Genomic DNA, 22,166 nt, shown 5'->3' on the forward strand with positions numbered 1-22,166 from the left:
GCTTGATCTCGCTCGCTCCTCACTTTACAACACTTGCCGAGATGAAATTGAAATCGGTTTTCAATTTCACACAAACTGTTCGATACCTGACTGACCATGCGAAGCGTCTGCACCATTTCGAATCTCTTGCTGCCTCTGTTTGCAGGGGCAGTTCTCACGCTGGCACCCGCGCGAGGCGTGGCATCTGAAAACGCCGAAGAAGAGCACGCGGTTGTCACCGAGGGCCCCTGGAAGCTCGAGCTCGAGGGCTACGGCGAGCTGCAATTCTCGTGGCTCGACTTCGGGCCGAACCAGAACCGCGAGGGAGGCTCGCGGGACGACTCGCGGCTGGTCTTCGAGCAGACCCGCTTCGTGCTCGAGCTCGAAGGCGAGATGCCCTACGAGATCGAATTCGGCGCTGAAATCGAGTTCGAGCACGGCGGTACCGGCGCAGCGCTCGAGCTCGAGTACGAGGAATTCGGCGAGTACGAGCAAGAGGTCGAGAAGGGCGGCGAGGTCGTCGTCGAGGAGCTCTACCTGGCCAAATCCTTCGCCGACGACGCCTTCTGGGTGCGCGCGGGGCGGTTTTATGTGGCCATGGGGCTGCTGTCCGAGCTGTACGAGCCGACCGAATACCTGGCCGCCGGCCGCCCCGAGTCCGAACAAACGGTGATTCCGGGTGTGTGGGATGAGCTGGGTCTGGAGGTCGGCAGCCAGTTGGGCCCCGTCGAACTCACCGCGCAGGTGGTCAACGGGCTCGATTCGACCGGGTTCAGCTCGCAGTTTTGGGTCGCCTCGGGCCACCAAAGACGCTTCGAGTTGGTGCGCGCGACCGACTTGGCGGGCATCGGACGCGTCGACGTGACGCCGCTCGACGGCGTGATGTTCGGCGTGTCGGTCTACTACGGCGGCACTTCGCGCAACCGGCCCAAGCCCGACTTCGCCGAGCAGTGCCCCGACGGCGACCTCCAGCGTGAGGTGGCCCCGTGCGGCTACGTCAGCGCCCCGCTGTTGCTGGTCGATGCCCACGCCGCCATCGAGCGCGGACCGGTGCGCGCCCGTGCCATGGCCCTTTGGGGGAAGCTCGAGAAGGCCGACGTCATCTCCGAGAAGAACCGTAACCTGTCGAATAACCTCGAAGTGCTTCGCACCCCGGTCGCCGAGCAGGCGTTCGCCAGCTGGGCCGAACTCGGCGTCGACGTCGCCGATTTCACCGCCTTGAACCCGCGTCACCGCATCGAGCCGTACGTGCGCTACGAGTACTACGACACGATGTTCGACACGCGAGAGGACCTCTTCGACAACCCCAGATTCGAAAAAACTCTGTACGCCGCAGGGATCGGTTACGCCCTCGACGAGGCTGTGACCGCCAAGCTCGACTGGACCCACCGCTCGTTCGGCTCCGACCGACTCAACAGCGAGAACCGGGTCCGTCTTGGACTGGGCTTCGTTTACTGAAGCCCGTTGAATGAAATCACGTGTACCAAACCTGATGGAGCATCAAATGCAGTTGTCTAACCGGGCTATTCGCAACCTCCTGACCGCCCTCGCGATTCTCCTCGCCGTCGGCGCCGCTGCCTGCGGTGACGATGGTGGAGAAACCGTCGAGTCGACGAGCTTCGACGACGAGCAGATCGTCGTCGACTACGCCGACCAGGTTGTCATCCCGACCTACGAACTCCTCGACACCCGCGCCGGCGAGCTGCAGACCGCCGTCGACGCGTTGGCCGGCGATCCCACTGACGCCAACCTCGAAGCCGCCCGCGACGCTTGGGTCTCGACCCGCGAGCCGTGGGAGCAGAGCGAAGCGTCGCTGTTCGGCCCCGTCGACTCCAACGGTTACGACCCCGCGCTCGACTCGTGGCCGGTCAACCGCAGCGACCTCGAGCAAGTGCTCGCTGGCGACGACACCATCGACCAGGCCTACGTCGAAGGACTCGACGCGAGCCTCAAGGGATTCCACACCATCGAATTCCTGCTGTTCGGCGACGGCGGCACCAAGACGGCAGCCGACCTTAGCGACCGCGAGCTCGACTACCTGACGGCGACCACCGCCGACCTGAAGCGCACCACCGGCCTGCTGGCCACCAGCTGGACCGACGGCGTCGACGGCCAGTCCGCTTACCGCGAAGTCTTCACGACCGCCGGCGCCGACGGCAACCAGGCGTATCCGTCGCTCTCCGCCGCCGGCCAGGAGATCACCACCGGCATGATCACCATCCTCGACGAGGTCGCCAACGGTAAGATTGCCGACCCGTTCGACAACCGCGACACCACGCTCGTCGAGAGCCAGTTCAGCTACAACTCGCTGACCGACTTCAAAAACAACATCATCGGTGTGCAGAACGCCTACCTGGGCAAAGCCGACGCCGCGGGCACCTCCGGCAAAGGTCTGACCGCGTTCGTCGCCGCTCAGGACGCCGACCTCGACGCGCGCGTCAAGGCGGAGATCCAGGCCGCCATCGACGCCCTCGATGCGGTGCCCGAGCCGTTCCGTGACGCCATCACCGACGACGCCGGCCGCGCCAAGATCGAAGAGGCCATCACCGCCATCTCCACGGTGCAGGCGACCGTCGAACAGGACGTCCAGCCGTTGGTGACCGGCCAGTAAACCGTATCGGAGCGGGGGCATCTCGCCTTCGACGCTATGCCCTCGCTCCTATGCCCTCGAAACAGGGATGCCCTCGAAACAGGGAGCATGACGAATGAAACGCTTGTCTAAAACCCTCGCGCTCGTCTCCTTCGCCGGCCTCGCGACCACCGTGTCCCTGGCCGGCTGCGGTGATCAAAACTCGGATGCCGGCAAAACCGACGACGCGGCCCGAATGTCCGGCGGGGGCACCACTGTCTTCGATCAGTCCTCGCACGCGTTCACCCTGCCGGCGCCCGGCCTGACCGCCGAGGAAGATGAGCTGCATCTCGAGGGCGACGCGGCCTTCGAGGCTCAATTCGTCACCGCTCCTGCCGAGGTCAATCCCGGCCTGGGCCCGGTGTTCAACAACAACAGCTGCAACTCCTGCCATATCCGAAACGGACGCGGCATGCCTCGGCTGAGCGCCGGCGCGCTGCGCTCGCAGTTGTTGATCCGGGTGAGCCTGGCCGACGGCGAGGTCGACCCGACCGCCGGCAACGCCCCGGTGCCGGGGCTCGGTTTCCAGATCCAAGACCACGCCGTCTACGGCGAGGAGCCCGACGCCTACACCAGCCTCGAATGGGAAGAAATCCCCGGCGAGTACGCCGACGGCACCCCCTACAGCCTGCGCAAGCCGGTGGTCAGCGTCGAGCTTCCCGACGGCAGCTCGCTGCCCGACAATGTGCTGACCTCGCTTCGCCAGCCGCCTCCCATCTTTGGTCTGGGCCTGCTCGAGGAAGTCCCCGAGGAGACCCTTCTGGCGCTGGCCGACCCCGACGACGCCGACGGTGACGGCATCTCGGGGCGCCCCAACTACGTTTGGAGCGTCCGCGAGCAACAAGCAGTGATCGGCCGATTTGGCCTCAAAGCCAACCAGCCCGACCTCGAGCAGCAGAGCGCAGCGGCTTACCACGACGATATGGGTGTGACGAACCCGGTCTTCCCCGGCGAAAATGGCACCACCGAAATCGACCAGAACACCCTCGACGCGTCGACGTTCTACTCGCAGTCACTAGGTGTGCCGGCCAGACGCCGGATCGACGACCCGCTGGTCCTGCAGGGCGAGAAACTCTTCGAGCAGGTCGGCTGCGCCGATTGCCACACGCCTACGCTCGAGACGGGCGACAGTGATATCGAAGTACTGGCGAACCAGACCTTCCACGCCTACACCGATCTGCTACTGCACGACATGGGCGAAGGGTTGGCCGACAAGCGCCCCGACTTCGAAGCCGACGGCTACGAGTGGCGCACGCCGCCGCTGTGGGGCGTGGGGTTGACCCAGACGGTGCTCCCCGGCTCGGGCTACCTGCACGACGGTCGTGCACGCACGCTCGAGGAGGCGATCTTGTGGCACGGCGGCGAGGCCGAGGCCGCTCGAAATCAGTTCCGTGACGAACTCGACGCCTCGGAGCGCGAGGCGCTGGTCGCCTTCCTCCAGTCCCTGTGACCAGCTCGTGATGATCAGCTGATCGTGAGCACGCACGATCCTTGGAACTCGCCCTTGCGAAGCGCATCGAGCGCTTCGTTCGCCTCGCTCAAGTCGAACGTGGTGACCTCGGTGCGAATCGGCACCTTCGGGGCGAGTTCCAAAAACTCCACGCCGTCCTTGCGCTCCAAGTTGGCCACCGAGCGCACCACCCGCTCTCCCCACAAGATGTCATACGGAAACGCCGGGATCTCGCTCATGTGGATGCCCGCTCCCACGACGATGCCACCCTTTCTGACCGCCCGAAGCGAGACGGGCACAAGCTCGCCGACGGGGGCGAACAAGATCGCCGCGTCGAGCTCTTCAGGCGGCGTTTCATCGGCTCCCCCGGCCCACACTGCGCCCAATCGGCGCGCGAAGGCTTGTCCTTCCTCGTCTCCCGGGCGCGTAAAGGCGTAGACCTCTTTGCCTTCATAGAGCGCAACCTGGGTGAGGATATGAGCGGCCGAGCCGACTCCAACCATAACCATCTTCCCCAATGTTCTTAAATTGAGTTTGCCTGTGAAGCTTTTCGCACAGCACGCACGAAAGGGGAGATTCTTATGCAAAATCAAACAGCTAAGACATGGACACACCGCCTCGCCGGGTTGCTCGCGGCTCTGGGATTGGCATTCGGCGCCGCGGCTTGCGACAGCCCGGAAGAGGAGTACGAAGAGACCCACATGGAGACCACCGAGGCTGACGAGCAAGTCGGCATGCCGGTGGGCGAAGAACCGACCGAAGAGGAGGAGTTCGGCCTGGGGGAAGACCAAGAAGAGCAGCAAATGGGCCAGATGGACCAACAGCAGATGGGCCAGATGGAAGGAGAGCAGCCTATCCCGCAGCTCGAGGCGAGCGACATCACCGACGAACAACTGGCGACCTACGCCGAGTTGAAGCTGCGCATCGAGCAGCAACGCGAGGAACAGCGTGGCCAGATCGGTGGCGGTCCGCCCGACGAGCTACCCGAACTGTCGCCCGAAGAGACCTCGATGATCCAGAACGCCGGCATGGAGACAGACCGCTTTCTGGCGATTCAGATGATGCTCGGCGAGGACCAACAGCTCCAGCAACGCTACCAGCAGGTCTTGCAAAAGATTCATGACCAGCCGGCCGATATGGAGCAGCAAGACATGCAGCAACAAGAAGAACAGGGGCAGCCGGCGACGCCTGACCAAGGTGAGAGTTACTGAGTGAGGTGACAGCGACTGAGACGTCGTGAGCTGAAAACCCACCAACAACAACGACGCGAGGGCATCCCTGGCGGTGCTACACGACTAGTTCAGCACCGTCTTGGGGGTGTCCTCGTCGTCGATCGCCCACTTTTGCTCGGCGCGCATCATTTTCTCGATGTCGGCCGCGGGCACAGGCTTGCTGAAGTAGTAACCCTGGCCGTAAGGGCAGCCGAGGTCCTTCAAGAATTTCCACTGCTCGATCGTCTCGATTCCCTCGGCCAACGAGTGCATGCGGAAGTTGCGAGCCAGTTGGATGACCGTGGTCACGATGTTGGCGTCGCGGTCGTTCTTGGGCACGCCGCGCACAAAGGAGCGGTCGATCTTGAGGGTGCGCACCGGCATATGCTTGAGACGCTCGAGCGACGAGTAGCCGGTGCCAAAATCGTCGATCGAAATCTTCAAACCCCGTGCGCGCATCTCCTCCATGATCTGGGAGATATGCGACGGATCCATCATCGTGGCGCTCTCGGTGATCTCGAATTCGACGAGATCCGGCGACAGGTCGTGACGCTCGATGGCGTCGGTGATCTTGTCGAGCGTGTCGTCTCGCCAGAGTTGCCGCGCCGACAGGTTGATCGCCGAGTACAACGACATCCCCTTGTCTTCCCACTCGCGAAGCTGACGACAGACCTCGTCGATGACCCAGTCGCCAATGGGCACGATCAGCCCGGTCTCCTCGGCCACCGGGATGAAGACGCCTGGCGAAACCAGCCCCTTCTCGGGGGACTTCCACCGGATCAACGCCTCGACGCCGATCAGACTGCCGTCGCGCAGGTCGATGATCGGCTGGTAATAGACCAAAAATTCTTTGCGCTCGAGCGCGCGGTGCAGCCGCGTATTGAGCGACAGCAGTTGCTGCTGGCGTTGGGCGAGCTCACCTGCGTAGAAGCAGTAGCCGCTTCTGCCCATCTCTTTGGACCGGTTCATCGCCCGGTGGGCGTGCTTGACCAGCGTGTCGGCGTCGTCGGCGTCATTCGGATAGAGGCTAATGCCGATGCTGACGGTCACATACGACTCTTGGCCCAGTAGCGTCACCGGCGCCTTCATCGCTTCGAGCAGCTCGTCGGCGCGTTTTCCTGCGGCTGCGCTCTGCTCCGACTCACTGGCCCCCGCCTCGGCGATGTCGGGCACATAGATCAAATACTCGTCGGCGTTGGGGCGAGCGAGCAGCGCGTCCTCTCCGAAGATCTTTCGCAGCCGCTCGGCGACCTCGACAATAAGCTCGTCGCCTGCCTCGTGACCCAAGATGTCGTTGACCAGATGAAAGCGGTCGACGTCGACGTACAACAGCGCCGCAGTGGTGCACTCTCCCTTCTCTTGGCATGCATCCAACCTTTCTTGGAGCTCCTCGAGGAAGTGCGTACGGTTGGGAAGTCCGGTCATCGTGTCGTAATAGGCGACATATTCCAGACGCTCTTCGGCACGCTTTCGCTCGGTGATATCGACCAATACACCGGCCACGCCCACAGGCTCGCCGTCCTCGTCGCGCTGGATGTGCCCGCGGTCTTCGAACCACAACTTTTGGCGCCCGTCGGCGTGCCACAGGCGGTACTCGATGACGTACTCGTCGCGATCTTCGAGTTGGGCGAAGACCTCCCTTTCGATCCGCTGGCGATCCGAAGGCTCCATCTGCTTCCACCACAGCTTCGGATCGGCGATGCACTGCTCGGAGGTAAAGCCGAGCAGCCCCTCGACCGCCGGGCTCACGTAGCGGATTTTGAAGTCCGGGTAGGAGACCAGATACATGATGTCTGGCACCGTCTCGACGAGCTGACGGAAGCGCTGCTCGGATTCTTTGACGTCGTCGAGCAACTGCTGGCGCTGCAGGGCCACGCCGATCTGGCGCGCGATCGCTTCGGCGAGCGGCACGTGGCGATCTTCGAAAGCGCCCGTGCGCTCGAAGATGCCCAGGCTAAGTACTCCGACGCAATCTCCTGCGACCATCACCGGGCATGAAAGCCCACTTCCGACTCCCGCCTTGGCAAGGCCCAGGTTCGGCGCGTCGACCTCGGCGTAGTCCGACACGATGATGGGAGATTCGGACTCGAAGACCCTGCCGGCCAAGCCGCGAGTGACCTCGAAAGGCTCGGTCAACCCTGGAATGTCATCGGGTGAAGCTCCCACGGCCCAGCGATAGGAGACCATGCCGTCTTCGTCGCGAAGGGCCACTCCGCCAATATCGGCGCCGGTCACCATCAAGGCGGCGCTGACCGCCTTTTGACCCAGCTTGTCGATATTCATCTCCTGAGACAGGCTCTCGATGACCTCTCCCAGACCTTCGACATGCTCGCGGGCCTCTTCGACCGCGCGCAAATCCTGGTAGTCGCCGACATACGCGATGACTTCCCCGCGCTCGTTTTGAATGGGGGCCACGCTCAAGCGCACCGGCATGGAGCTGCCGTCTTTGGTACGGCGAAGTACTTCGCCGCTCCACAGCCCGCTGCGCTTGGCCTCTTGGAGCACATAAACCGGTTGGAGTTCCTGAGGCTGTCCAGCCACCGCCAAAAACTCGGTGGTCTGACCACAAACCTCCTCCATCGCGTAGCCAAAGAGCTCGGTAAACGCCTGATTGACTTGAAGAATGCGATCATCGAGGTCGACGATGATCACCCCGTTGGCCACCGTCTCGACGATCCCTTCGAGCTGGCGCTCTTGATCTTCGAGACGTGACTGCCAACTTTCGAGCGAGGAGTGGTGCTTGCGCACCAAAAAGAAGAGCACCACTGCGGTGATCAGCACAAAGCCAGTCTCGGGCAACACGTCCCACACCAGCGACTGTGGCGAGTCGCTGACCAACTCGTCAATCGCCACCTGCGAACCCGCAATCCACACGATGCCGCTGACGGCGTAGCCGAAAACAAGTGTGACGCTAGAAACTCCCCCAGGTTTCGTTTGATTGTGACCGTTTTGTGGTGCGGTCATTCTCAATGCCGGAGCTCGAGACTTCTTCTTTCTATGCTCTTTTTCAACAGTATAGACGATCTCACGTGAGTGCACGCCCGTAAAGCATCCTGTTATTTAAGTTCAACATCTTGTTCTCTAGTAACAACAACCCCCGGCTCGCTGCTTCTCGGGAAACGTTGCACTCTCTCACGTGGTTAAGAATGTGCGTGATCTAATAGTACTGATTAGTGTGGTACTAGACGAGTAAAATTTCAACATAATTGAAGAATTTTAGTTAAACTGGAATGATTTGGCCGATCCGCCGACCCCTCGAGAACTCGAAATGACTGAACAAGCCAAGACAACCCGCGACGTCCTCGGAGACGAAGAACTCACGATCTTACAGCACGAGCGAGGCTATCGTTTCGGCCTCGACGCGCTTTTATTGGCCACGGACCTGCCCGAAATGGGTGCCGCGCCCACGATCGTGGAGCTGGGCGCCGCCCAGGGTATCGTCTCCCTGTGCGTAGCGCGTCAATGGGAGGAGGCCCGCGTGGTCGCCGTGGAGAGGCAAGATTCGCTCTTCGGACTTTTGGAGCAAAATATCGCTCTAAACAATTTGTCCGAGAGGGTCGATGCGGTACATGGCGATGTGCGTGATTTTCGCGACCTGTTCGACGCGCACTCGGCCGACCTGGTGGTGTGCAACCCGCCGTATTTTCGCCAGGGGGAGCGCCGCCCGAGCAGCCACGCCCAGCGCGCAGCGGCGCGTCACGAACTACATGGCGAGCTCGCCGACTTTGTCGACGCGGCCCGGTATGTGTTGGGCCAGCGCGGTCGTCTCAAGGTCATCTTGCCGCCGATTCGCCTGGCCGACCTGATGCACGCCGCCGAGGGCACCGATTTGACCTTCGAGTCGATGCGCTTTTTCCACTCGCGAGAGGACACCGACGCCTACTTGGTCGAATCGGTGCTTCGCCGCGGAGGCGCCCCCGATCTCAAGGTGCGCCCGCCACTTTACATCTACCAAAACGCCCACGACTATACCGAAGAGGTCCAACGGCGCATCGAACAGGCGCCGCGGCCTCAATCACGCACTCGCGACGATGCGACCCCATGAACACTCGCCTCCACACCTTGCTAGGCTGCCTGTGCTCGGTCTTCTTGGGACTGACGACGGCATGCTCGACCCCCGGCCCCCCCGTCGATCCGCTCGAAGAGGCGTTCTCGGAGAGCAAAGAGGCGGTCTTGGCTGGTGTCGAAGAGGGATTCGAAGAGTCGGAGAGCGTCGACGAGTATGTGGTCACCGCCCGCCTCAACCCGTGTCGATGTGAAGCGCCGGCCCACGAAATCTACATTCATGGCCGGTGGACGCGCGTCTTTTTGGAGGGTGATAAGAAAACGCTCACTGCGGTCGACAAACATCTCGGCGATGATTCGCTGACCTTGGCGACCGTCGAGCTTCGAGGCGCGCTATCGGGCGATGAGGCGACCTCGAATGGCGTCGAATTTCCCGCCTTCGAGATCCGCCAAATCGAGAAAGAATAGAAGGACGTCGAGCATTATTTGGGCCGCAGCGGCGCCCGATCGTCTTCGACGTCGACCCCGTAGCGGCGTGCCAAGCCCTCACCTTCGGCGTCGATCATGCGAGCGCGCACAAGCTCGTCCATCGGCGCTCTGTAGCGCTCGAGCTGTAAGACGAGTTCCGCCAAATCGTCGATGTGGTGACCGAGGTCGCGCTCGATGAACTCGATGACGGTGGGAGCATTGTGCATCGCCGCCGGCGCGCTGTTCATGAAGTTGTTCAGGAATCGCAACGCCCGTCGAAGGGTCCAGTCGCCGCGCTTTTTGACGGGCTTGCCGCGGTTGGGAAGCAGGGTGTCGACCTGGAGCTTTTGCAGCCGCTCCAAGCTGATCAGGTAGGCTTGGACTTCCTCCATGTGCGCGGGAAGGCCGCTTGCCGAAAAGTCGCCGCCGAAAAGGGTGTGTTTTTGGGCATCATATAGGGCGACGTGGCCCGCAGCCGGCCCGGGAGTGGCCATCACTTCGAGCCGAAACGAGCCCGCCGCTACCACATGGCCGCTGCGCACAGGAATGAACCGAAGGTTCGAGGGCATGGGCGGATAATACGCCGACAAATAAGCGTCGACGGACTCCAGATCCTCCTCGTTGTAGCTCTCCTCTTGGGCGACGACGCGCTCGGCGAGCGAGCGAATCTCGGCGCGCCGAGCCTCGAGATGTGCCTCGAAATCGGACGGCTCGCCCATGTCGGGGCTGAAGACAAAGTGGTCGACGTTGGGAAGATTGGCCGCCGCGCCCAACACCTCGACGTTCCAACTGGTGTAGACAATGCGCTCGAGGTCGGCGATCTCCACGTCGAGCTCGCGCAGCGCGCGGCACAGCTCATCGAACTGCGACGGATGGCCGGCATTGACCAGAGCCGGCGCCTCACCGTGCAGCAGGTAGACGTTGGTCGGCTCGCTCGCCAGCGACGGCAAGCCCTGCGGCTTACTCAGCTCGATCCGCGAAATGTGTTCCGTCACTCGCTCTGTGCGGGCCAACTCGATTCCTCGATCTCTATCCTTGATAAGTAAACCGCAGCTCGTAATCGCACAGATAGAAGACGTCGCCCTCTTCGATGCGCTTCGACTCGATGCGGTTGCCGCGGAACTCGATGCCGTTCGTCGAGTCGAGATCTTTGATGTAGTAGTTGCCGTTGCGATGGATGATCGCGCAGTGCTTGCGCGAGATATTACCGTCGCGAATGGTCAGATCCGTGTGCTGGCTGCCGCGACCGATGACGAATTTGTCCGAGTCGATCACGTAACGGTTGTTGTTGAAGATCATATACAGCGGGGCCTGTTGGGCCTGCTGCTGACCAAAACCGCTGCCGCGCGGGCTCTGGTGGGTCGGGCGCTGCTGTTGCCCGTAATTTTGCTGGCCGGGGCGCGGCGGGGGAGGCGGAGGACCGCCTGGACCACGCTGCTGGGGCTGCTGGGGCTGCTGGGGCGGCCCAGACGGCCCGCCGAAGCCCTGGTTTTGCTGGCCGTTGCCGCCGCGCACCGCCGGCACCCGCTGGAAGGTGCGATGGTCCATCCCGGAGCCACCTTGAGGTCCGCCCATATTCTGCTGGGGCGCACTCTGGTGTTGATTGCTCTGATATTGAGGCCCGCCGCGACCGTTGTTGGGCTGTCCTTGGCCCCAACCGCTCGAGCTGCGCTGCTGGCCACCGTTGGGCCCAGCACCTTCACCCGGCGAGTAGTCGCGACTGCGCGCATAGAGGCGCATCGACTCGTTGATCAGGTAGTCCATCGAGCAGCCCAGCTCTTGGGTCATCTGCTCGAAGAGCTCCCAAAGGTAGTCGCGGCAATAAAAGCTACGAAGCGTCTTTCGATTCTGGTCGGTCATCGAGAACTTTCCCCTCATGACTTGGGGAACACAGCGCTCTGCGGTCCCGTGCGCGGAGCGACTTCGGCGTCATCTTGGCTTCTGCCAACGATTGGGCACGTTAGCATATTGTATGGAAAAGTGTCCAGAATTGGGTTGTCGGTTCTCGTGGCATGTCGACGAGTTGTCCTCACATTCGAGTTCGTCGCTGACGACTCCGGTTGCAAATGTTCCCGGTTCTTGGTTTTTGGTTCTTGGCTTCGCCTGTCACCTGTTGCAGCTCCCAGACCACTAGGCCTCCGATCACGCCATGCCAAAGAAACGCCTCGACATCCTGATGACCGAACGCGAGATGGCCCGCTCGCGCAGCAAAGCCAAAGCGATGATCATGACCGGCAAGGTCTTCGTCGACGGCGAGCGCGTCGACAAGGCGGGCACACAGGTCGACGTCGGCGCCGACATCGAGTTTCGCGGCGACGTCAATCCCTACGTGTCACGCGGAGGGCTGAAGCTGCAGAGCGCGCTCGACGCCTTTGGCTACGACCCGGCCGGCAAGGTCGTCATCGACGTGGGCGCCTCGACCGGCGGCTTCACCGACTGCGTGCTCCAAAAAGGGGCCAAGAAGGTCTACGCGGTCGACGTCGGCTACGGCCAGCTGGCCTGGAAGCTACGCCAAGACGAGCGCGTCGAGGTCATCGAGCGGACCAATATCCGGCACATGGAAGAGGATCGCCTGCCCGAAAAGTGCGACCTGGCGGTCATCGACTGCTCGTTCATCTCACTGGAGCTCGTCCTCCCCAACACGCTCACGTTCCTGAAGGACGACGCCGACGTCATCGCGCTCATCAAGCCTCAGTTCGAGGTCGGCAAAGACAATGTCGGCAAAGGCGGGGTGGTGCGCGACGAAGAGGTGCGCCAGCAGGCCATCGACGCCATCATCGCGTACGCCGGCACGTTGGGCATGACGTGCGTCGAGTCCGTCGACTCCGAGGTCCACGGCCCGGCGGGCAACGTCGAGCATCTGGTGTGGTTGAGGCGGGGCAATTAAAATTGCCTCACAGAAGAGGTGGCCTTGCAGAAGTTGCTTCGCCAGCTATTAGGGGCGCTGAACTACGCGCAGAACTACAATTTGAGTGTTCCCACATGCACCACAAAAGCCGCATTCACACGACCCTCAAATTGTAGTTTGCGAGGGCGTTGTTTGCCCTCGCCTCTAATAGCACTCCAGAAACCCAGGCGCCTCACCCTTCTTCCTTGAACTTGTCGTAGTCGTAAATGTCGGCCAAGAAGTTCGCCCGGCCCTGATCATCGACGCGCACGGTCACATAGTCGATGTGCACCGGGATTTGCTTGTCCAAGAAGATGGGCTCGTAGGTGCCCTCGGAGAGAATGCGACGCACGTTGTACTCGTCGAGTTTGCCGTCTTGCTCGAGCAGGTACTCGGCAAAAGTCAGCGGCTCGTGCATGCGCATGCAGCCGTGGCTGAACGCGCGGATGTCGCGGCTGAACAGCGCTTTGTGCGGCGTGTCGTGCAGGTAGACGTCGTGCAGGTTCGGGAAGATCACTTTGACCTTGCCCAGTGCGTTATCGTCGCCCTGCTTCATGCGCACGTACTCCCACTTTTTGCCCGGGAACATCACCTCGTAGTTGTTCGCCTCGTACCAGCCCGGGATGGCGTCGGGATTCGTCGAGTTGACGTTGACCTGGCCGGTGGCCGGATCGATGTAGGGGAACTTGGCAGCCAAACTCGACGGCGCGGCTTCACCGGCGGTGTCGGCCGACCCGGCGTCGGGCGCGCCACCACCGACGAGTTGCCTGAGCGCGGCGACGTCGAAGACGAGCCGGCCGTCGCCATTCTTCGACCAGAAAGACTCTGCCGAGCGTGTCGGCTTGGCCGGTGCGGCTTCGACCGCACCACTCTGCTCACGAAGTTTGGCGATGGCGTCGGCACCGACCATCTCGGTGGCCTGCTCCTGCTGCGCCTCGGCGCTCGGTGTAGTTCCGACCGTGCCGGTCAGCGTCGCCTCTTCTGACTTCTCTTCGCCTGCCTGCTCGGACGGTTTCTTGGTCGGCACGCCGAGCAAGCGCTTGATCTTGGCCTTGTAGCCCGCCTCGACCGAGGCGCGCACCTCCGGCAAGATCTCCTCGTCGCGGATGCGCTCGGTCACGTTCCAGTACGGGTTGTAGATCACCCGGTCGATATACGCGCTCAGCGTCGGTGTGCGGTTCGGATGCTTTTTGAACGACTCGTCCTTGTTCTTCCGGGCCGCTTCGCGCTTCTCTTTGGGCGCCAGGTCGTTGTTTCCGACCACGATGCGGAAGCGAAGCTTGCGCTCCTGCTCCTTCCAGACCTCAGCGTGGAAGTCGGGGATATTGACGTAGACGTACATCGGGTCGTCGTGGCGGATATCCGACTCGCGCCAGCGCTGCATATTCAGCGCGATCTGCTCCATGCGCCGCTTGGCCGGGATATTCACGCTCGCCCAGAACATGTGGTGCGGCTTGCCGGTGACCTGCATCTGGTGGGTCTCCTGGTACGCCTCGACCGCCTTTTCGAGCTTGTCGTCGTACTTGTTGTCGATGGCCGCGTCGGCCGGATAAAAACCCTCGACCTGCAGGCGTTTCTTGAGCTTCGCGACCACCTCGTGCTCGCGCCCCGGGCGAAGGCCGCGGGTCACCGGCACCTTCTCCCAGCCGCCGGCCTCGGCGATCTCTTTGTAGCGCACGTACTCCTTCTGGAGCCCGGCGTACTGCGGCTGCGCCGGCTTGAGGCTGGCCAACGCGGTGTTCACGTCGCCGGTGAGCGCCTTCTCGAGATCCTGCTCGATGAGCTTGTGCAAGATCTCGGCTTCTTTCTTCTCGGCGATGTCGCGGGTCATCTTGGCCGCTGTACGCCAGGCGACGCGCGCGTGCCAGGTCGCCTCGGCTTTGTCGGGCCGCCGCCCCTCGATATTCGGGTTGGTCCACCGGTCGAAGTTTTTGGGGTGGACGAAGATCTCGTGGATGCGGAAATGCTTCATCTGGCGCGCATACCGCGCCAGGTTCTGCATCAACAAATGCTCGACCTTGGCCTCGAGCGCGGCGATCTCGGTGCTGACCGTCTCATAGTTGGCCAGCCGCTCTTTCATACGCTGCCCACTGTCGGAGTCGAGCACCGTCTGGGTCAGCTTGGCGTGATTGTCATCGGTGAGTTCGAAGGTCGACACCGGCTGTTGGGTCAGCCAGGCGATCGCCGCATCTTTCTCGGCGTCGCTCGTCTCGAAGGTCTCGAGCTTCTCGAAGCGCGCGTTCGCCTTCTCGAGCGACTCCAGACCGGAGCCAATCTCGGCCAGCGTATAGTCGTCAGCGTCGAGCGCGTGGTCTTCGACCGCCTCGAGGGTCTTCCACACCGCCTGGCCGCGATCGGTCAACCCGGTGCGCTCGACCAACGCGAACTGGTAGTCGATGCCCTGATAGACCCTGTTGACCAAAACGTCGTAGGGCGGCTCGTCTCGCTGGAGCTTCGACTCGGCCTGGGCTGCGGCTTTTTGCAGTCGCTCCTGGAAGTTCTTCTTGCCCGCCGGCGCCACCGCCATCTCGCGCAACGTCCCCTCGACGCTCTTCGACCATTGGTCGACGTACGGCGAGGCCTTTTCTTGGGAGATATTCGGCTCGCCACAGGCGACGAGCGTGCCGACCGCCAGGGTGGCGGCAAGCGCAGCGAAATTTCTTTTATCCAACGGTCGGATCATATGCTGAGTGGTGCGGCAGTGTTTGTCCCCGAATCGCGCTCTGATCGAGCAAGCGACAGTGTCGGACAAAGAAGCTACGCGATCAACAAAATCGGCGTCATAATGTGTCTCTACGTAGCTACAACTCTACCCACAACCCAAACATTTCAAGAAGCTTAGCGAACACGCTTCCAATTCGCCTTGGGAAGCGTCTTGGAGATGGGAGGCCGCGCGTTTCCGAGCACGTAGATCGCCCGACGGTTCTTCTCGTTTTTGGTCTCGTCGGGCGTGTTCACTGCCAAGACGGACTCGCCGAAGCCCTGGTAGTAGATCGGGATGTCGAGACCCTTCTTCTCGAACCACTTGGCGATCGCGCGCGCTCGGGCGGTGCTCAGCTTGTAGTTGTCCGACTTCGAACCGACTGTGTCGGTGTAGCCGGCGATATAAAGCTGCATTTGCAGGCCTTTGTCGCGGTGTTTTTTCATCGCCTCGCGAATATTCGCCAGCGTATCCTCGAGCTTAGGCTCCTCCGAGTTGTCCCAACTCGCCTTGCCGAAGTTGAAGATCACCTCTTTGTGCGGAATCTCGACCCAGAACGGCTCGAGCAACACACTTCGCCAGAAGCCATCGACGTCGTAGGCCTTGAGGCGAATGCCGCCGACATCTTCTTTGGCGGGCCACTTGACCATGAAGGTGCCTTTCTTGCCGCCCAAGCTTTGGGTGCCTTCGTAGAGTTTGTTGCCGTTGGAGTCGAAGATCTCGGTCTCGACGCGGTCCATGGGGCGGTTGGCGCGGACCGGAATCTCGCCTTTGCCGATGCGCGCCTTGTTGGGATCGACCGACAACTCGAGCTCGGCGACCAGCGTTGCCTCGATGTCGAGGCTGGTTTTGACGGTCTCCCCGGCGCTGCCCTTGGCTTCGATGGTCACCTCGTACTTGTGGGTGCCGGCAGGCTGTTTGATGGGAAACTCTTTGGTCGCGCCGGCGCTCAACGAGCCGATCTGCTTGGTGAACGACTTGCCGTCGGAGCGCTTGAAGGTCACCGTACCGCTCGAGATGTTCCCGGTGGCCTGCAGCACCAAGCTCGGGTAGCCTTGGCCTACCTGAACCTTCTTATTGACCTTGTACTGAAAGCCGGCCTGAGCGAAGGCAGACGCAGACAAAACCAGCACGGTGAAAAAGGCGACTGTTGCAGCCAAGAGTGGCTTCGAGCGATGCATAGTGGGCTCCAGAGGATCTTTGTCTTGTCCTGGCTCGGTACTTATACAACGAATTGAGCGCAAGATCATTCAAGTCGTCACAAACAGAGACAAACGCCATGTCCGCAAGTTCCGTCACTGACGCCGCTACGATCATCATCCTGCGTGAGGCCGCCAGGGGCTTCGAGGTCTTTATGGTGCGGCGTCACTCCAAGAGTCAGTTCATGGCGAATCGGTATGTCTACCCGGGTGGCAAGCTCGACGCGGCCGACAGCACCGAGGTGGCCGCGAGGCATGTCGAGGGACTGACACCGAAACAAGCGCGCGAGCGGCTGGCCGAAGAGGTCGACCCGTCGACGGCGCTGGGGCTTTTCTTGGCGGGCATCCGTGAGACCTTCGAGGAGGCAGGCATCTTATTGGCGCGGCGCGCCGGTGAAGACGACCTCATCGACCTGACCAGCGACGAGGAGGTCGCCGAGAGGTTTCGCGTGTACCGCAAGCAGCTCATGGAGGGGGACATCTCGTTGAGCGAGGTCGCCGAGCGCGAGAGTCTGGTGTTCCCGCTCGACCGGCTGGGCTATTTCGCCCACTGGATCACGCCCTACGTCGAGCCGCGGCGGTTCGACGCGCGCTTCTTTGTGGCGATCGCCCCCGACAGCCAGCGGCCGTTGCATGACAAGCGCGAGACGACGGCGTCGGCGTGGATCCGCCCCGCCGACGCCGTCGCACAGAACCAGGCCGGCGAGTTTATGCTCGCCCCGCCCACACTGCGCACGCTGCAGCAGCTGGCCGAATTCGAGTCGGCCGAGGCCGCCTTCGAGTGGGCGCTCGACCACGACCCGCCGACGATCCTGCCGCATATGGAGCAGCGCGACGAGCACATCTGGCTCTTCTTGCCGGGCGACGACGAGTTTCCGGCCGACGATGCAGAGTATGCGATGGCCGAGCCAGTAGACGACGGGGTGACGCGGATGGTCGCCGAGAATGTGGGCCTGTGGCGGGTAGTGCCCCAAAACCACCCCTAACACGGTGTCAGACACCGTGTTGTCCAAGTTTCATGCGCATTTGAGCACGATCTCATCTCTCAGCACGGCCTTCGTAAGATGATGTCGGAACACCGCGCTTTCCGGTCCACCTCTAACACGGTGTCAGACACCATGTTCTGTGCCCCTAACACGGTGTCAGACACCATGTTCGGCCAAAAAATGACGATACGTGGCACCGTTGCCACCTGACGCGTCCTCCAGAGTCACGCCTCCAATGCCCGCTGCTCGTCAGCCGCGAAGACGGCGGCACTGATCGACAAACTAAAGAGCAGCGTGAACCAGAGAATCGAAGCGATTCCCATCCACCCACCTCCGCTGTTTATCCCGACGACGGCAAAACTGGCTGTAAAATAGATAGTGTTGTCGACCGCAGAGAGCCTCCAGAGCTTGGCCTTAGAGACTGACGCCTCTCGCCCTAGCGCGCGCCGAACGTACTGCAGCAGCAGCCAGAAGCCGAAGAGGGTGACCGAGATGAAGCCGAGTGAGATGACCAGGTGGACGAGCTCGGTCGCGCCGCGGCCGGCGACCAAGCTGCTCACGACTCCCATCGTGACTGCCCCAGCTATCCAGAGCCCGTAAAGCGCCGGCAGAGTTCCCAAGACGCCCACGATGGCAAAGAAGATGGCGATTGGTCGATCATTGAACTTGAATTCCGTCATGGGTGACCTCCTCGAGCAGTAGCGCAGCCACTTGCCGCGCCGTCGCCCACTACGAAAGAGCAAGTCTTGCGCCAGCACTGATCGCCTCGTGCATAGACGCTGAGAGGGGGGAGAGTGGGGAAGTGTCAACCAAGTTGACGGTTAGGTGTCCAGCGGGTGGGCAAATTGCTGAGAACTGGGTGTAAGGGAACGGATGTGGAAACAGAAATCCCCCCCCGATCTCGCCCCACCCCCAACACGGTGTCAGACACCATGTTGTCCAGCTCTCATGCGCCTTTGAGCGCGATCTCGCGAACCCGATCAGCCTGCTGCCCCACAAGAAAAATCACCTAATCACGCAACGATTCGGGCAATTCTGCCGAAAACCGTATTGAGGGCTGTCGATGAACCTTCACCCACGGAGACTGGCAGATGGGACACCCGCTCAGGCAGCAAGAGAAAGACGCGATCTACGAGATTGTGAACCGCACCCAGCACCAATTCCACGGGCTCTCGCCCGACGCCGACGAGGTCGTCAACAAGATCATCCTGGGGCTTCTGGCCAAATATGCCTGGATCTACGGGGTCGAGATCTTTGCGTTTTGCTTCATGTCCAACCACTTCCACATCCTGGCGCGCTGTAAATCGCTGCAACTTCACCTGTTCATGCGCGACTTCCAGAGCCAGCTCGCCCGCAAAATGAACGCGCTTCGCGGCCGCACAGGCACCTTCTGGGAGCGCCGTTACACCGCCACCAAGGTGCTCGACGACGACGCGATGATCGATCGGCTTCGCTATACCTTGTGTAATCCCTGTGAGTCGGACCTGGTGAGCCATCCGAAGAAATGGCCGGGGCTGTGCTCCTGGCAGATCCACGACAACGGTGAGCCACTGGTGGGCGAGGTGGTCGACCGTGAGACGTACTGGCGCGAGAAGCGAAAGAAGAAGAACGAGGACAAGACCGAGGCAGAACTCATCGAGATGGCCACGGTGCGCTACCCGCTGGAGCTGGCCAAGCTGCCGAAGTGGGAGGACATGGACGACGAGGCCTACCACCAGAAGATGCGAGAAGAGTGCCACAAGCACGCCGGCGAGCTGGCCAAGAAGCGCTGTCGACCGTGCCTGGGAAGAAAGAAGGTGCTCGCTCAAAAGTGGTCGAGCCGCCCCAGAAACCCGAAGAAGGCGCCGCGCCCGCTGTGCCACGGCGGTGACCTCCAGCAGCGCGAGGAGTATCGCCAGCAGCGCTGGGACGTGACCGACGACTACCGAAAAGCAGTCGGAAAGTGGCGCAAAGGCAAGACCCCGGTCAACCGCATCGAATTCCCCGAAGGCACGATCCCGCCCGGCCATCAGTTTTGCTACGGTCGCAAAGGTGAGTTCAACATGACCGTGCCGCAACTGCGGTCCTGAGACGACGTCTCGTCGTCCATCCCAGAAGTCATAGCCATCGTACCCCGCCTGCTCTCGAAACACGTGTCGTGAAGCTGCCGAAGTATGCTCACAACCTCGCGCTCCACCACAGATTTCTGCTCAGGAGCCGGTCGACCGCCGTTCGACTCGAGCCCAGCGTCTATCGAGGCGAAGGTCGTCGTCAAACTGACGAATTTAGGGACGTCAACGACGGCCAAACCCCGCTGAGAGCCGCACCAGAACTACCTCACATGGTGTCTGACACCATCTCGCCCATCATTTTTCAGGGGGGTCAGCACGTCACGATGCGCAACCATCCGAGAACATTCGGCTGCCCGTCGTGCAACCAGCCGGCAGGCGGCGCCTGCAGCTCGCCTGGCCGACATATGCGGGTGACACCAAGCTGGGCCAACGCTTCGGCCCACTCGTCGCGTACCGTCGCCGGTGCGGCGAGTGCGGCGCCCTGCAGTTGCCCGCGCGGTACAACTACGGCCTGCGGCAGCTCCGCGAGCGACTCGACGCGATGTAAGGTGACCACGTTCGCGGCCACGCGCTCGCCGTTGAACGGCCCGTCCACACGCTGCGCCCAACCGATTGAATCGCCCCAAATCTCCGAGGTGAACTCGGCGACGCCCCTAGCTTGCACCCGTGCCGCCAACTCTCCGGCCCCAAACCCACCTGCGCCCAGGCGCTTCTCTTCGGCGGTAATCGCGTCGCCCAACAACTCTCCGAACACTTCTAGGCGCTCCTCGGAGCCGCAAAACATCACTCCGCGCGCTGAAAAACAGCCCGTCTGGTTCCACATGAGCGCGTCTGTGGCAACCGCTGCCGCGGTCTCACCCAACTCGACCTCTGAGCCGTCGACAACGACCGCAAAGCTGACCCGATGCCCGTAGCCAATAACCCGCGCGCCGCGTACCTGACGGCGCACCTCAGCGACGGTTTGGTCGCTGCCGCTCACAACAACAACCTCGGCAGCTCTCCACTCATCGTCGGACACCAACAGCCGCAGTGGCGCGACGTCATCGGGCCAGATACTGGCCACGTGCTCGGCGAAGTGCCGACCGCGGCTCGACGGGCGAATGCCCTGCGGCACGCCCAAACTCGCACCAAATAAGACAGGCGTCAGTCCTGCGCCCGGCAGCGCCGGCCATATATGCACGATGTTCGCGGGCCGCTCTAGCTTGAGTCGTCTTCCAGCCGCATCCTCGACAAAATCGTCGAGCGCAGCGACCCCGCCAAATCCTGCCAGCTCGGCTCGAATGGCCGCCTCGAGCGCATCGACGTCCCACGTCTGGCGATGTAGCTCGAACCCGGCGCGCACCATCGGTTCGGGCCACCCGTCGGCTACCACCGCTTCGACCGTCCGGTCGAATTCACCGAAGAGTCTGTCGATGAACTGTCGGAGATCATTCATTCGCAGAAACGATTTCTTCAATGGTGAGGCTGCAGCCTCGAAGCTGAGCCTGCGGGGCGCGGCCGTGCAACAGAAAGCCGCCGCCTTCGACGAGTACGCCTAGATCGCTCGTCTGCACGACGATGACGCTCTCCGTATTGGCGAGGTCGTACCAGCGAATCAGGCCCTCGGTACGTGGCTCTTCAATGGGCTCGAAGCTCAGCGGGTCGACGATCTCGACACGCGCCCATGGGGGGGTTTGGAGCACGCCAACACGGTGTCTGACACCATGATTTGCGCCTCCAACACGGTGTCTGACACCGTGTTGCAGATTTTTGAAAAGGTCGTCGGAGTAAGCTTGGCTCGACAATTCCGTCATGCTGTACTCGCTCACACAGCGCACTTGCGGAACGCCCAGGCGCGTCTCGAACATCTCGTAGAGCTCGTCGCGCGAAATCTCGCGCGTCTTCCCCTTGAATCCGCCCGTCTCCATGACGCGCGAACCATCCGCGAGCTGCCACGCCTTGTCGGTCGCGTCGAAAAACTCGGCGAACCCGAACGCCGTGCCCAACAACATCGTCACCACGCCGTCTCGTTCGGCCTCGTCGAGCGCCTCGACCAGCGCATCGAACGCCATCTCCAAGCTGCCGTCGTCCGTTTTGTGCACGAAATAGCCGCTCTGGGCGTCGCCGAACCGCTCCAGAAGCTCGTCGAGCATGAATGACAAACTGCTGTCGGGCAGATCCGAGCCCGACGGCGCCACTACGAGCATCCGAATCTCGTCGGCATCGGGCACACAAAACCGCTCGAACGGCCCGAACAGGGACGCCTTGTAGACCTCCAGCGTCCCAAAATGATGCTCGCCACGCTCACCCAGGGTTGTCCCGCTGGTGCGAAATGTGCGCACCGGCTCGTCGGCCGTCGTCAGCCTGACGTGCTTGAAGACGTCGGTCGGCACCGCCGGGATATCCCGGTAGCTTCGAATTGAACCCGGCTCGACACCACGCTTTTCGCAAAAGCTTCGGTACGGGATATTGCCTTCGAATTGAGTTCGGAAAATCTCCCGGGCGAGCTGCGTAAACGTCTCGTCGGACCACTCGAGCGGACCATCGATGGGGTTCCAAACATCAATGGCGTCGATGATTTGGTATTTTGCTTCGTTGTGGCTCATAAGATTGATTCAAGT

At 61.8% G+C, this 22,166-nt stretch carries 17 protein-coding genes and 1 pseudogene; 9 read left to right on the forward strand and 9 right to left on the reverse strand.

Annotated elements, in window-relative coordinates; all coding sequences use genetic code 11:
* Positions 1–177: 177 nt before the first annotated feature.
* From FIV42_RS12535 to FIV42_RS12545, 3 genes are all read left to right on the forward strand, one after another.
* Entirely contained in the window at positions 178–1,437 is a 1,260-nt protein-coding gene (locus FIV42_RS12535; protein ID WP_141198022.1) for a hypothetical protein, read from the forward strand.
* Positions 1,438–1,483: 46 nt separating this feature from the next.
* Positions 1,484–2,590: an imelysin family protein gene (locus FIV42_RS12540; RefSeq protein WP_141198023.1), complete on the forward strand. Its 1,107-nt coding sequence runs from the start codon at positions 1,484–1,486 to the stop codon at positions 2,588–2,590.
* A 94-nt stretch (positions 2,591–2,684) separates the two neighbouring features.
* The gene (locus FIV42_RS12545) at positions 2,685–4,058 is read left to right on the forward strand and encodes a di-heme oxidoreductase family protein (RefSeq protein WP_141198024.1); all 1,374 of its coding nucleotides are present in this window, start codon (positions 2,685–2,687) and stop codon (positions 4,056–4,058) included.
* A gap of 14 nt (positions 4,059–4,072) precedes the next feature.
* On the opposite strand, the pseudogene FIV42_RS12550 reads toward FIV42_RS12545, so the two are convergent.
* A pseudogene (locus tag FIV42_RS12550) lies at positions 4,073–4,555 on the reverse strand (alcohol dehydrogenase); the annotation flags it as partial.
* An 84-nt stretch (positions 4,556–4,639) separates the two neighbouring features.
* Between FIV42_RS12550 and FIV42_RS12555 the strand changes: the two are divergent.
* Positions 4,640–5,269, forward strand: coding sequence for a hypothetical protein (locus FIV42_RS12555; protein ID WP_141198025.1), 630 nt, complete (start codon positions 4,640–4,642; stop codon positions 5,267–5,269).
* A gap of 84 nt (positions 5,270–5,353) precedes the next feature.
* Here FIV42_RS12555 and FIV42_RS12560 read toward each other — a convergent pair whose 3' ends face one another.
* Complete coding sequence (locus FIV42_RS12560; RefSeq protein ID WP_168210599.1) at positions 5,354–8,122, reverse strand: sensor domain-containing protein; 2,769 nt, start codon at positions 8,120–8,122, stop codon at positions 5,354–5,356.
* A gap of 415 nt (positions 8,123–8,537) precedes the next feature.
* Between FIV42_RS12560 and FIV42_RS12565 the strand changes: the two genes are divergently transcribed.
* Positions 8,538–9,314, forward strand: a complete 777-nt coding sequence (locus FIV42_RS12565; RefSeq protein WP_141198027.1) for a tRNA1(Val) (adenine(37)-N6)-methyltransferase — start codon at positions 8,538–8,540, stop codon at positions 9,312–9,314.
* Positions 9,311–9,742, forward strand: coding sequence for a hypothetical protein (locus FIV42_RS12570; RefSeq protein ID WP_141198028.1), 432 nt, complete (start codon positions 9,311–9,313; stop codon positions 9,740–9,742). Before FIV42_RS12565 ends, FIV42_RS12570 begins: the two co-directional genes overlap by 4 nt.
* 14 nt (positions 9,743–9,756) lie before the next feature.
* Here the strand turns inward: FIV42_RS12570 and FIV42_RS12575 are convergent, their stop codons facing one another.
* Together FIV42_RS12575 and FIV42_RS12580 are read right to left on the reverse strand one after the other, a co-directional pair.
* Positions 9,757–10,737 carry an MBL fold metallo-hydrolase gene (locus tag FIV42_RS12575; RefSeq protein ID WP_141198029.1) on the reverse strand — a complete coding sequence of 327 codons (981 nt, stop codon included), beginning with the start codon at positions 10,735–10,737 and terminating at the stop codon, positions 9,757–9,759.
* A 34-nt stretch (positions 10,738–10,771) separates the two neighbouring features.
* Positions 10,772–11,602, reverse strand: a complete 831-nt coding sequence (locus tag FIV42_RS12580) for an FHA domain-containing protein (protein ID WP_141198030.1) — start codon at positions 11,600–11,602, stop codon at positions 10,772–10,774.
* 289 nt (positions 11,603–11,891) lie between these two features.
* Here FIV42_RS12580 and FIV42_RS12585 point away from each other — a divergent pair, with 289 nt between their 5' ends.
* Complete coding sequence (locus tag FIV42_RS12585) at positions 11,892–12,629, forward strand: TlyA family RNA methyltransferase (RefSeq protein ID WP_141198031.1); 738 nt, start codon at positions 11,892–11,894, stop codon at positions 12,627–12,629.
* A gap of 193 nt (positions 12,630–12,822) precedes the next feature.
* Here the strand turns inward: FIV42_RS12585 and FIV42_RS12590 are convergent, their stop codons facing one another.
* Entirely contained in the window at positions 12,823–15,300 is a 2,478-nt protein-coding gene (locus tag FIV42_RS12590) for a L,D-transpeptidase family protein (RefSeq protein WP_168210600.1), read from the reverse strand.
* Between the two features lie 167 nt (positions 15,301–15,467).
* Positions 15,468–16,490 carry an OmpA family protein gene (locus FIV42_RS12595; RefSeq protein ID WP_168210601.1) on the reverse strand — a complete coding sequence of 341 codons (1,023 nt, stop codon included), beginning with the start codon at positions 16,488–16,490 and terminating at the stop codon, positions 15,468–15,470.
* Between the two features lie 119 nt (positions 16,491–16,609).
* Between FIV42_RS12595 and FIV42_RS12600 the strand changes: the two genes are divergently transcribed.
* Entirely contained in the window at positions 16,610–17,515 is a 906-nt protein-coding gene (locus FIV42_RS12600) for an NUDIX hydrolase (protein WP_141198034.1), read from the forward strand.
* Positions 17,516–17,739: 224 nt separating this feature from the next.
* Here FIV42_RS12600 and FIV42_RS12605 read toward each other — a convergent pair whose 3' ends face one another.
* Positions 17,740–18,195, reverse strand: coding sequence for a hypothetical protein (locus FIV42_RS12605; protein WP_141198035.1), 456 nt, complete (start codon positions 18,193–18,195; stop codon positions 17,740–17,742).
* Between the two features lie 411 nt (positions 18,196–18,606).
* Here FIV42_RS12605 and FIV42_RS12610 point away from each other — a divergent pair, with 411 nt between their 5' ends.
* Entirely contained in the window at positions 18,607–19,584 is a 978-nt protein-coding gene (locus FIV42_RS12610; RefSeq protein ID WP_141198036.1) for a transposase, read from the forward strand.
* A gap of 292 nt (positions 19,585–19,876) precedes the next feature.
* On the opposite strand, the gene FIV42_RS12615 is transcribed toward FIV42_RS12610, so the two are convergent.
* Both FIV42_RS12615 and FIV42_RS12620 read right to left on the reverse strand, forming a co-directional pair.
* Positions 19,877–21,001 carry an acyl-CoA reductase gene (locus FIV42_RS12615; protein WP_141198037.1) on the reverse strand — a complete coding sequence of 375 codons (1,125 nt, stop codon included), beginning with the start codon at positions 20,999–21,001 and terminating at the stop codon, positions 19,877–19,879.
* The gene (locus FIV42_RS12620; RefSeq protein ID WP_141198038.1) at positions 20,994–22,151 is read right to left on the reverse strand and encodes a LuxE/PaaK family acyltransferase; all 1,158 of its coding nucleotides are present in this window, start codon (positions 22,149–22,151) and stop codon (positions 20,994–20,996) included. The genes FIV42_RS12615 and FIV42_RS12620 overlap by 8 nt, the downstream gene beginning before the upstream one ends.
* Positions 22,152–22,166 lie beyond the last annotated feature (15 nt).

It is taken from the genome of Persicimonas caeni, assembly GCF_006517175.1.
GTDB classification, from domain to species: domain Bacteria; phylum Myxococcota_A; class Bradymonadia; order Bradymonadales; family Bradymonadaceae; genus Persicimonas; species Persicimonas caeni.

Coding starts and splice junctions, on each gene's coding strand:
- FIV42_RS12540 (WP_141198023.1), top strand. CDS start 1,484: ATGCAGTTGTCTAACCGGGCTATTCGCAACCTCCTGACCGCCCTCGCG.
- FIV42_RS12545 (WP_141198024.1), top strand. CDS start 2,685: ATGAAACGCTTGTCTAAAACCCTCGCGCTCGTCTCCTTCGCCGGCCTC.
- FIV42_RS12555 (WP_141198025.1), top strand. CDS start 4,640: ATGCAAAATCAAACAGCTAAGACATGGACACACCGCCTCGCCGGGTTG.
- FIV42_RS12565 (WP_141198027.1), top strand. CDS start 8,538: ATGACTGAACAAGCCAAGACAACCCGCGACGTCCTCGGAGACGAAGAA.
- FIV42_RS12570 (WP_141198028.1), top strand. CDS start 9,311: ATGAACACTCGCCTCCACACCTTGCTAGGCTGCCTGTGCTCGGTCTTC.
- FIV42_RS12580 (WP_141198030.1), bottom strand. CDS start 11,602: ATGACCGACCAGAATCGAAAGACGCTTCGTAGCTTTTATTGCCGCGAC.
- FIV42_RS12585 (WP_141198031.1), top strand. CDS start 11,892: ATGCCAAAGAAACGCCTCGACATCCTGATGACCGAACGCGAGATGGCC.
- FIV42_RS12600 (WP_141198034.1), top strand. CDS start 16,610: ATGTCCGCAAGTTCCGTCACTGACGCCGCTACGATCATCATCCTGCGT.
- FIV42_RS12605 (WP_141198035.1), bottom strand. CDS start 18,195: ATGACGGAATTCAAGTTCAATGATCGACCAATCGCCATCTTCTTTGCC.
- FIV42_RS12610 (WP_141198036.1), top strand. CDS start 18,607: ATGGGACACCCGCTCAGGCAGCAAGAGAAAGACGCGATCTACGAGATT.
- FIV42_RS12615 (WP_141198037.1), bottom strand. CDS start 21,001: ATGAATGATCTCCGACAGTTCATCGACAGACTCTTCGGTGAATTCGAC.
- FIV42_RS12620 (WP_141198038.1), bottom strand. CDS start 22,151: ATGAGCCACAACGAAGCAAAATACCAAATCATCGACGCCATTGATGTT.